The sequence below is a fragment of the Mycobacteriales bacterium genome (genome assembly GCA_035995165.1).
Classification (GTDB): Bacteria; Actinomycetota; Actinomycetes; order Mycobacteriales; family CADCTP01; genus CADCTP01.
The window spans coordinates 18,613-28,726 of sequence record DASYKU010000087.1; the positions used below are offsets into that span (position 1 = coordinate 18,613).

The 10,114-nt window shown below is 74.0% G+C and carries 10 protein-coding genes and 1 pseudogene; 1 reads left to right on the top strand and 10 read right to left on the bottom strand.

What is annotated here, in order from left to right; translation table 11 throughout:
* The first annotated feature begins 43 nt into the window (after window positions 1-43).
* Window positions 44-1,183 carry a cystathionine gamma-synthase gene (locus VGP36_14025; GenBank protein ID HEV7655833.1) on the top strand — a complete coding sequence of 380 codons (1,140 nt, stop codon included), beginning with the start codon at window positions 44-46 and terminating at the stop codon, window positions 1,181-1,183.
* Window positions 1,184-1,189: 6 nt separating this feature from the next.
* Here VGP36_14025 and VGP36_14030 read toward each other — a convergent pair whose 3' ends face one another.
* From VGP36_14030 to VGP36_14075, 10 genes and pseudogenes are all read right to left on the bottom strand, one after another.
* Window positions 1,190-1,429 (bottom strand): hypothetical protein, encoded by a 240-nt coding sequence (locus VGP36_14030; protein HEV7655834.1) that lies wholly within the window; start codon window positions 1,427-1,429, stop codon window positions 1,190-1,192.
* Between the two features lie 93 nt (window positions 1,430-1,522).
* The gene (locus tag VGP36_14035; GenBank protein ID HEV7655835.1) at window positions 1,523-1,684 is read right to left on the bottom strand and encodes a hypothetical protein; all 162 of its coding nucleotides are present in this window, start codon (window positions 1,682-1,684) and stop codon (window positions 1,523-1,525) included.
* A 174-nt stretch (window positions 1,685-1,858) separates the two neighbouring features.
* Window positions 1,859-2,266, bottom strand: a complete 408-nt coding sequence (locus VGP36_14040; protein ID HEV7655836.1) for a hypothetical protein — start codon at window positions 2,264-2,266, stop codon at window positions 1,859-1,861.
* Between the two features lie 194 nt (window positions 2,267-2,460).
* Window positions 2,461-4,413, bottom strand: coding sequence for a VWA domain-containing protein (locus VGP36_14045; GenBank protein HEV7655837.1), 1,953 nt, complete (start codon window positions 4,411-4,413; stop codon window positions 2,461-2,463).
* A 6-nt stretch (window positions 4,414-4,419) separates the two neighbouring features.
* On the bottom strand, window positions 4,420-5,853 hold the full coding sequence (locus tag VGP36_14050) for a sigma 54-interacting transcriptional regulator (protein HEV7655838.1): 1,434 nt from the start codon (window positions 5,851-5,853) through the stop codon (window positions 4,420-4,422).
* Between the two features lie 95 nt (window positions 5,854-5,948).
* Window positions 5,949-7,082, bottom strand: coding sequence for a hypothetical protein (locus VGP36_14055; protein HEV7655839.1), 1,134 nt, complete (start codon window positions 7,080-7,082; stop codon window positions 5,949-5,951).
* 614 nt (window positions 7,083-7,696) lie between these two features.
* Window positions 7,697-9,079: a cytochrome P450 gene (locus VGP36_14060; GenBank protein HEV7655840.1), complete on the bottom strand. Its 1,383-nt coding sequence runs from the start codon at window positions 9,077-9,079 to the stop codon at window positions 7,697-7,699.
* 76 nt (window positions 9,080-9,155) lie between these two features.
* On the bottom strand, window positions 9,156-9,476 hold the full coding sequence (locus VGP36_14065) for a hypothetical protein (GenBank protein HEV7655841.1): 321 nt from the start codon (window positions 9,474-9,476) through the stop codon (window positions 9,156-9,158).
* A complete protein-coding gene (locus VGP36_14070; protein HEV7655842.1) occupies window positions 9,445-9,948 on the bottom strand; it encodes an SRPBCC family protein in 504 nt (167 codons plus the stop codon). The genes VGP36_14065 and VGP36_14070 overlap by 32 nt, the downstream gene beginning before the upstream one ends.
* A pseudogene (locus VGP36_14075) lies at window positions 9,934-10,114 on the bottom strand (SRPBCC domain-containing protein). Before VGP36_14075 ends, VGP36_14070 begins: the two are co-directional and overlap by 15 nt.

Below are 10,114 nucleotides of genomic sequence, written 5' to 3' on the forward strand. Positions count from 1 at the left end.
GGGGCCCCGCACCCCGGGGCCCGGCCGGAGTAGATTCGCGCGGGTGACACACGGCTTCGAGACCCTCGCCATCCATGCCGGGCAGGAGCCCGACCCCACGACCGGGTCGGTGGTGGTGCCGATCCACCAGACCTCGACGTACAAGCAGGACGGGGTCGGCGGGCTGCGCGGCGGCTACGAGTACAGCCGGTCGGCCAACCCGACCCGCACCGCGCTGGAGGAGTGCCTGGCCGCGCTCGAGGGCGGTGCCCACGGGCTGGCCTTCGCCTCCGGGCTGGCCGCCGAGGACACGCTGCTGCGGACCGTGCTGGTGCCGGGCGACCACGTGGTGATCCCGGACGACGCGTACGGCGGCAGCTTCCGGATCTTCGCCACGGTGCTGGAGCGCTGGGGGGTCTCGTACACGCCGGTGCACCTGGCCGATCTGGACGCGGTCCGGGAGGCGGTCACGCCGGCCACCAAGGTGCTCTGGTGCGAGACGCCGACCAACCCGTTGCTGGGGGTCTCCGACATCGCCGCGCTGGCCGGCATCGCCCGCGAGCACGGCCTGCTGCTGGTGGTCGACAACACCTTCGGCTCGCCGTACCTGCAGCAGCCGCTGGCGCTGGGCGCGGACGTCGTCGTGCACTCGACCACCAAGTACCTCGGCGGGCACTCGGACGTGGTCGGCGGCGCGCTGGTGGTCGGCGACGCCGAGCTGGCCGAGCGGCTGCGCTTCCACCAGAACGCGATGGGCTCCGTGCCGGGGCCGTTCGACTGCTGGCTGGTGCTGCGCGGGGTGAAGACCCTGGGCGTACGGATGGACCGGCACTGCGCGAACGCGGCCCGGGTGGCCGAGATGCTGGTCGCGCACCCGGCCGTGACGACCGTCTACTACCCGGGCCTGCCGACCCACCGCGGCCACGAGCTGGCGGCCAAGCAGATGCGTGGCTTCGGCGGGATGGTCTCCTTCACCCTCGCCGGCGGCGAGGAGGCGGCGCTGCGGGTCTGCGAGCGGACCCGGGTGTTCACGCTGGGGGAGTCGCTCGGCGGGGTCGAGTCGCTCATCGAGCACCCGGCCCGGATGACGCACGCCTCGGTCAGCGGGTCGCCGCTGGAGGTGCCGGCCGACCTGGTCCGGCTGTCGGTCGGGATCGAGTCGATCGAGGACCTGCTGGCCGACCTGACCCAGGCGCTGTCCTAGCGGGGCTCAGCCGCGCGGGTTGGCCGTCTGCTGGGCGGCCTTGTCGAGCTGGTCGGAGTTCACGCAGCCGGCCAGCGTCGGCCCCGTCGGCATGGCCGGCTTCCAGCCGTCGCTGTCGTCCACGACCGGCCGGACCGTCACGTACTCACTGCCGTCGGCGCAGGCATCGGTGGTCTGCTGGGCCGACGCGCCGGTCGCGACGAGCACGCCACCGCCCGCGGCCACCACGAGCGCCGAGGCGAGCAAGGCGGCCGGGAGGAGCCGAGGGCGACGGGATCGAGCGGGTCCGGCGGGCACGCCCTTGATTCTGCCAGGCGGTGAGGCGAAGAGCACACGGCGTCAGCGGTTGGCCCGGTCGTAGAGGCTCTGCAGCAGGGTGCCGTCCAGCTGCACGGTGCCGCCGCTGTGACGCAGGACGCAGTCGGCCAGGTCCGCGAAGACCCGGACGACACCGTCGCGGGGTGACCGCCGGAATCTCCAGTTGCCGGCGGGCGCCCACACGTCGGGCGCAGGTCCCGGCGGGCGGCGTGGCGTTGAGCCGGCTCACGTCGGTCCGGGTCTCGTCGCCGACGGCCGTCCGGGTCCCGCTCGGCTTCCCGTTCCGGTACGCGCACAGCACCAGCCGGTCCGCGTCCGGCAACGGCGGGGACCCGGCGGCTCGGCGTCCGAGAGGTTCTAGGGCCGCCAGACCATGAGGATCGCGATCACGACGTAGCAGAGGCTGGCGACGCCGCCGGCCGCGGCGAGCCGGGGCGCCAGCGCGGCCGTGTCCCGCTTCGCGGCGGTGTTCAGCAGCGGCACGACCAGGCTGAGGATCAGCCCGCTGGCCACGACCCACAGCACGATCGAGACGATCAGCCAGCCGTCGGAGAACGACGCGTAGTCGTGCACCAGGCCGAAGCCGAGCAGGCCGACGAGCAGCGAGGCCCAGCCGTACACGGTGACCATGCGGGTGAGCACCGGCAGCGCGCCGGCGGACGCCTCGCCGCCGCGCAGCACCCGCGGCACCTGGTTGACCGCGGCCACCAGCGGGCCGATCAGGAAGATGGCCAGCACGACATGGACGACCAGCAACGCCTTCACGGGCGGGCAGCCTAGTCCGCCGCCCGCGGGTCGACTCGGCCGGGCCCGGGGGTCCCGGGGCCGCCCCCCGACCCCGCGGGGTCGACTCGGCGGGCAGGGCGGGCCCCGGGGATCCGGGGGACGCCGCCGGACCCCCGCGGGGTCGACTCGGCCGGGCGGGGCGGGCCCCGGGGCCGGCTCCCGGGATGAGCGAGTCAGCCCGCGCGGCGGCGTCCTCGGCGGGCGCGCAGGTAGTCGCTGACGACGTACTCGCCGAGCTTCTCGGGCCGGGGCGAGAAGACCCGGCCGCCGTTGCGCCGGGCCAGCTCCTCCACGAACCGCACCAGCGCCGGCTCCTCGTCGAGCATGAACACGTTGATCGTGGCGCCGCGGCGGGTGCACCGCTCGACCTCGGCCAGCGTGACCGCGAGCGTCTCCGGCAGCGGCGGCCAGGCGAACTCGGGCCGGCCGTCCCGGGCCAGGTGCGCGGTCGGCTCGCCGTCGGTGACCACCATGATCACCGGCTCGCCGTCCCGGTACCGGTCCAGGTGCCGCCGCGCCAGCATCAGCGCGTGCTGCAGGTTGGTGCCCTGCACCATGTCCCAGGACAGCCCGGCCAGCTCGGTCGGCGAGATCACCCGGGCGTAGTTGGAGAACCCGATGATCTCGATCTTGTCCTGCGGGTACGCCGTGGTCACCAGCGAGTGCAGGGCCAGCGCCGTCGACTTGGCCGCGCCCCAGGTCCCGCGCAACGCCATCGAGTACGACAGGTCGACCAGCAGCGCGACCGTCGCCGACGTCCGCCGCTCGGTCTCCACCACCTCGAAGTCCTCGACCGAGAGCGTCACCCGGCCCCGCGTCGGCCCGGTCCGCAGCACGGCGTTGCGGACCGTACGGACGACGTCCAGCGGCTGCTCGTCGCCGTACTCCCAGCCGCGGGAGGATCCGGTCGGCTCGCCGGCCGCGCCCGCGTCCCGTACGTCGTGGGTGCCCCGGCCGCCGGAGTCCAGCACCGAGAACACCCGGCGCAGCGCGGTCGCACCGAGCCGCCGGACCGCCCGTGCGGTCAGTTCCAGCTGCCCGCCGGTCCGGTTCAGGAAGCCCTGCCGCTGCAGCTCCCGCTCGATCCGGCGCAGCGCCTCCACGTCGTCGACCGCGGCCCGGCCGAGCGCCCGCTCGACCAGCTCGGGGTCGACGTCGTCCAGGGACGCGCCCGGGTAGTCCTGGTCGAGCATCGAGTCCAGCTCTTCCAGGTCGGCGATCTCCTGCAGCGCGCTGGTCGCGTCGCCGAGGCCCATCGGCCGGTCGCCGTCCATCCGCTCCCGGCCGCCCCAGCGCAGGTCCGGCCGGGCCGAGCGCAGGCCCTGCTGCAGCCGGGACATCTCGTTGGCCAGGCCCTCGTCGCCCATCGCGCCGGCCATCAGGTCGGACAGCTCCTGCCGCTGGGCGTCGGACAGGCTGTCCATCAGCCGCTGCTGGGCCGCGGCCCGGCGGGCCAGCGTGTCGACCAGCTCGGCCAGGTCGGCCGGGTTCTCCGGGAAGAACTCCCCGTACTGCTCCATGAACCGGTCGAACTGCTCCTGGGTGTGCTCGCCGCGGGCGTCGGCCTCGAGCATGTCGTTCAGCGCCGAGACCATCTCCCGGACCCGGGCCATGTCCTCCTGGGAGGCACCGCGCAGCGCGTCCCGCATGCCGCGGAACTGGCTGTCCAGCACCTCCCGGCGCAGCAGGTCCTTGATCTCCTCGTACGTCTGCCGGGCCTCGTCCGAGCGCCACGGGTACTCGGAGAGCTCCCGGACGGCCCGGGCCGGGTCGTTCGGCAGCGCATCCAGCTGGGCCTCGGCGAAGCGGGCCGAGTCGTCCGGGTCCGGGAACAGCTCCCGCTTCTCCGCCGCCAGGGCCCGGTCCAGCAGCTCCCGGACCTGTTCCAGGGTGCCGTCCAGGCGGCCGCGGCGCCGGGCCTGCCGGGCCTTCTGCCGCACCTTGCGGCGCAGCTCGTCCAGCCCGCGCAGGCCGTCGGAACCCTGCTGCAGCAGCCGGCGCAGCGCGTCGCTCGGGGACGCGCCGGCCAGCACGTCGTCGCCGATCTCGTCCAGCGCCTGCCGGACGTCGAACGGCGGCTCCAGCGGGTCGCGCCCGCCGTGCCACGCGCCGTACTTGTAGGCCATGACTCCCTAGTTCCCGTACACGGTGCGGCCGCCGCCGACGTCGTCCTTGGCCAGCCGGCGCAGCAGGTGGAGTCCCTCCAGCGCGAACTCGACCGCGGCGGCGGCGAGCCCGACGGCCGAGGCGCCCTCCGGCCCGGAGGCCGGCTCCAGCCGGCCGAGCAGCGCGGCCAGCGTCGGGAACGTGCCGACCTGGCGCAGCAGCTCGTCGGCCGGGATCAGGTCGCCGGTCTCCACCGACAGACCCTCGTCGAACTTCGACTGCAGGGCGGAGAGGTCCTGCCCGGCCAGCCGGGCCCGGAACGTGTCCGCGGTCGCCCGGCGCAGCAGGTGCTCCAGCACCTCGTTCTCGCGGCCCTCGTCGGCGTCCTCGAACTCGACCTTGCCGCGCGAGGCCGGCACCACCGCGGGCAGGTCGCAGATGCGGGCGACGGCCAGCGGCTCGCCGGTCACCGCGGCCCGGCGGACCGCGCTCGCGGCCACCGTCTCGACCGCGGCGATCGCGAAGCGGGCCGAGACGCCGGAGCGCTGGTCGACCTGGGGCGCCTCGCGGACCGCCCGGGTGAACCGGGCGACCACCTCGATGACGTGGTCCGGGACGACCGGCGCGGCGTGCGCCCCGTCGACGTCCCAGACCAGCGCGGCCTCCTGCCGGATCAGCTCGATCTCGTCGGAGAGCTCCAGCGGGTAGTGCGTCCGCACCTCGGCGCCGAAGCGGTCCTTGAGCGGGGTGATGATCCGGCCGCGGGACGTGTAGTCCTCGGGGTTGGCCGACGCGACCAGCAGCAGGTCCAGCGGCAGCCGCAGTTGGTAGCCGCGGACCTGGACGTCCCGCTCCTCCAGCACGTTCAGCAGCGCGACCTGGATCCGCTCGGCGAGGTCGGGCAGCTCGTTGACGGAGAAGATGCCGCGGTTGGTCCGCAGCACCAGGCCGTAGTGCACGGTCTCGGGGTCGCCCAGGGTGCGGCCCTCGGCGACCTTGATCGGGTCCACGTCGCCGATGAGGTCGCCGACGCTGGTGTCCGGGGTGGCGAGCTTCTCGCCGTACCGCTCGGAGCGGTGCTTCCAGGCGACCGGGGTGTCCTCGCCCTGCTCGGCCACGATGCGGTGGCCCCAGACCGTGATCGGCGCGTACGGGTGTTCGTTCAGCTCGCTGCCGTCGATGACCGGGGTCCACTCGTCGAGCAGGCCGCCGAGGGTGCGGATCAGGCGGGTCTTGCCCTGGCCGCGCTCGCCGAGCAGGACCATGTCGTGCCCGGCCAGCAGGGCCCGCTCGACCTCGGGCACGACGGTGTCCTCGAAGCCGACGATGCCGGGCAGGGACGGCTCGCCGGCCGCGAGGCGGGCCAGCAGGTTCTCCCGGATCTCGGCCTTGACGCCGCGGTGCACGTGGCCGGAGGCGCGCAGGGCGCCGAGGGTGTGGATGGGGGGCGGGGTACTCACCCGACGACCGTACGTCGGGCTCCGGCCCCGTGCACCCAACGCCCTCGTCGTTGCGCCGAGCGCGAAATCCCTACGTCATCGGGGCCGGGCGGCCGTCACCAGCTCCAGGTGAGCCCGTGCAGGCCGGGGGAGGGATGCTGCAGCAGCAGTGTCACGGTGTCGCCGTCGAGGGCGACCGGGACCAGGTCGATCGGGTGCTCGCCGCGCTTGTCCCAGCGGCAGGCCCACACCCGGGCCGGCGGCACGGCGAAGCGGACCACGGTCTTGAGCAGGTCCACCGAGGAGTGCCCGACGCCGCGCCGGACCCAGCACTGCGGCTCGCCCGAGTGCTCGACGACCTCCTGGTAGTCGAACTCGTACGCCTCGCCCTTCTCCAGCACGCGGTCGAAGAGCAGCTCGATGCCGGCCAGCCCGCCCGGACCGACCAGCTCGCGGCCCCGGCGGCAGTTGCGCCGGGCCAGGATCGCGGACGTCGACTCGCCGTCGTCGGGCGTGTAGACCAGCCGGTAGCAGTCGGTGTGCTCGTCCAGCGCCCGCAGCCGCAGCCGGACCGTCCGCTTGTACTCCTTGTGGTCCTCGCCGATCAGCACCCGCTCCTCGACCGCGATCACCGCGTACGCGTCGGAGCCGCCGACCTTGACCATCCGCTCGCGCAGGTCCCGGACCGGGTCCTCCTCGCCGTTCGGGCGGCGCGGCCCCGGCCCGGCCGGCAGCAGCCCGCGGCGCCGGTTGGCCCGGTCGCGCTCGAGCAGGAAGCGCATCTCGCCGGCCGGCTGCTTGAGCACCTGCTCGATCGCGGCCGTGCGGCGTTCGTCGTCGGGGGTCCGGCGGGGAAGCCGGCCGTGGGTCCAGTTGCTGATCGCGGAGGGGCTGACGTACACGTCATGGTCGGTGCGCAGGAGCAGGCTCATCTCCTCCAGCGTCAGCCCGGTCGTCCGCAGGCCGTCGGTGAGCGTGGTGCCGAAGCGGGTCTGGCCCTGGCCGCCCGCGGCCGACACGCGCTGCCGGGTCGCGCGCAGGGCGGCCCGGCGCAGCGCCGCCCGGGACCGGCTCGCCAGCGTGCGGCAGCGGTCCGAGCAGTACTCCGACGGGCGGCCGGTGCGGCCGCGGCGCTCGCGGGCCGGCTCGGCGCAGTCGGGGCGACCGCAGAGTCGGAGATCATCACCCGGGACGTCGTCTCCACCTACCGGGTGCAACGTGTTGGCAGCGGTCCTCGGCCACGGAACCACGGCCGTGAGCTGGGGGTTCAGTTCTGGGTGCCGCTCGGGGGAGAGCGGCGGAAACTCCCGTACTGATGACGAAGTCATCAAGATGCACCATCCTTGCCTTGCGCGTGCCGACTGGAATGGGTAGCGCGCTTCGGGGTGGTTTCCACCCCTTGGTGAACCAATCGGCGGGCCAACGCCGGGGACACCGCGCGCCGGGCCCCTCGTCCGAGGACGAGGGCCCGGCGTCGTTCTTCGCTCTGTAGTCAAGGATCAAGCTTGCTACACCGTTCGGGTGAAGCGCGCGATATCAGAGGGTGGCCCTCGCCACGCTGCGCGGTCAAACAACTCACACGCTGAGTGAAAACTGCGACCGAAATGAATCCTAACGCTCCGTAATGGAACGGTGTGAAGAACGACTCTCCGTCGCCACCGTAACGGGTGACCGCAGGGCCCTCTGTCGGGTTCCATACTGTGTCGAGATTGAGACATTCAGTCTCTCTTCGCCGGTCAGGAGGCAGACATGACCACCACACGGGGTACGCACTGGACGTTCGGCGAGGCCGTCGACCTCGCACCGTAGCGGTGCCATCTGCCGGTCGCCCGCGGATGCGCACCGCGTGCGGCCGGCGCCGGCGTCACCTGCGGACGTCGTCGGAAACTCCGCCGCGACGGTCGTGCAGGGTCATCTTCAGCCCGTTCAGTGGACGCAGCGTGACCGCCGGCCGCAGCGCCACCGGATGCCCGGGAACCAGCGCCGCGGCCCAGTCCCGGCTCAGCGCGGCCAGCGCCAGCACCGCCTCGGTCCAGGCGAACGACTCGCCGATGCAGACCCGCCGCCCCATCCCGAAGGGGAAGTACGCCCCCCGCGGCTGGCCCGGCGCGGCCTCGTCGTACCCGTCCGGGCCGAGCCAGCGCTCCGGCCGGAACGCCCGCGCGTCCGGCCACCACCGCGGGTCCCGCTGGGTCACCCACTGCGAGGCCAGCACCAGCGAGCCGGCCGGGATGTCCCAGCCCGCCATCCGGACGTCGGTGACCATCCGGCGGCCGACCACCCAGGCCGGCGGGTAGAGCCGCATCGACTCGGCCACCACCGCCCGGGTGCAGGGCAGGTCGCGCAGCTCGGCTCCGGCCGGCGCGGCGTCCACCTCCGCGTGCAGCGCGGCCGCTGCCGCCGGGTTCTGGTGCAGCAGCAGCCAGGTCCAGGCCAGCGCGTTGGCCGTGGTCTCGTGCCCGGCCAGCATGAGCGTGAGCACCTCGTCCCGGACCTGCTTGTCCGGCATCGGGTCGCCGTGCTCGTCCCGGGCCGCGAGCAGCATCGCCAGCACGGTGTCCTCGCGCGGGTCCGCGCGGTGCTCGGCGATCAGCCGGGCGACGACGGTGTCGAGCTCGGCGATCGCGCCCAGCAGCTTGCGGGTGGAGGGCAGCGGCAGCCGGTTGAGCCACACCCCGCCCGGCAGCATCACCCGCTGGAACCGGCCCAGCAGCTCGGCCAGCGCGCCGGAGACCGCGGTCGAGTCGTCGGTGAGATCGGCCGCGAACAGCGTCTCGCCGACGATGCGCAGGGTCAGCTCGGCCATGTCGGCCGACATGTCCCGGACCACGCCGTCCCGCCAGCCCGCCCGCTCCGGCAGCTGCGCCGCCGCGGTCCGCATCAGCTGCCCGTACGCGGCGACCCGGCTGCCGTGGAACGCGGGCTGGATCAGCCGCCGCTGCCGCCGGTGCAGGTCGCCCTCGCTGGTGAGCAGCCCCTCGCCCAGCAGCATCCGGGTGTTCTGCAGGCCGCGGCCCTTCTGTCCGGCCCGCCCGAGCGGCCCGAACAGCTCCCGTACGAGCTCCGGCGTCCCGACCAGATAGGCGTGCTCGCGGCCGATCCGGAAGTGCGCCAGCTCGGGCGCGACCCCGGCGGCCCGGTCCAGGTAGTCGGTCAGCTGGCGGGAGCGCAGCAGCCGGACCAGCTCGAGCCGGCCCAGCTCCGGGCCCGGGGGCCGCTCGACCGGGGCGTCCATCGCCGTCGTCATACCCCGACCGTACGAGGGCGGGCCCGGCCCCGGCCAGCGCGCCGCGGCCGTCCCCCGCACGGCCCCCGACAGGCGATCAGCCGACGGTGATCGAGGTGACCTGCACCGTGGCGCCGACGTTCCTGCCGTTGAGCACGTTCTGGTTCCAGACCACGACGGTCCGGCCCCGGGTCCAGCTCAGCCCGGCCACCGTTCCGGTGGTCTTCGGCGCGATCGACACCACCCGCGCCGCCTTGCCGGGCACGGTCTTCCCGTTCACCACCAGGAAGACCTGCAGCGCGTTGCGGGCGGAGATGTTGCGGGCACTGACGTTGATCGGCGGCGCCCCACGCCGCCGCTCGCCCGTCCGACTGCCGCCGAACGGCTCAGTCCTGGGTCCGCCCTTCGGCAGCGGCAACGTATAGCCGCAGGTAGAAAGGGTGTCCCTGGTCCGGATCGGACACTCCGGCAAGGATCGACCGGGCCCCGTCGCCGTGCCGCCCGAGGTAGCGGTGCTCCAGGTCCACCCGGGTGCCGCCGGGTACCTCGGAGAACAGCACCTCGACCTCGGACCAGTGCGCCGGGTCCGGGTCCGGCTTCCAGTCCCCGCCGACCGCCCAGGCCAGCAGCAGCCGGCCCGGTGGCTCCCAGGCCAGCACCCGGCCCCACTCCGGGTCGCTGCCGTCGGCCTGCTTCTCGTACCAGCGGCCGCCCTCGTACGGCTCGATGATCACGGTCTCGGCCGGGCCGTCGCCGAGGAAGTGGCCCTTCGGATACCAGCTGCCGTAGCCCTCGGTGTAGACCCGCCAGGCCTTCTCGACCGGCGCGGCCACGGTGACCGAGGCCCGGACCGGCGGAACCTCTACTGCGCCGGCGTACCTCCGGAGCATGCCGGGCCAGCCGCCCTCGGAGCCGACCGCGCGCATCAGCTCCGGCCAGGTCTCGCCGTGCCGGTCCAGGTGCCGGTGCACCAGCTCGACCCGGGTGCCGCCGCCCTGCGGGGTGAAGGTGACCTCGACCTCGGAGGCGTGCGCCGGGTCGGGCTCGAGCTCGAAC

Excerpts from the sequence above, each read along its gene's own strand:
- VGP36_14060 (HEV7655840.1), bottom strand. The coding sequence starts at position 9,079 with ATGACGACGGCGATGGACGCCCCGGTCGAGCGGCCCCCGGGCCCGGAG.
- VGP36_14070 (HEV7655842.1), bottom strand. The coding sequence starts at position 9,948 with ATGCTCCGGAGGTACGCCGGCGCAGTAGAGGTTCCGCCGGTCCGGGCC.
- VGP36_14045 (HEV7655837.1), bottom strand. The coding sequence starts at position 4,413 with ATGGCCTACAAGTACGGCGCGTGGCACGGCGGGCGCGACCCGCTGGAG.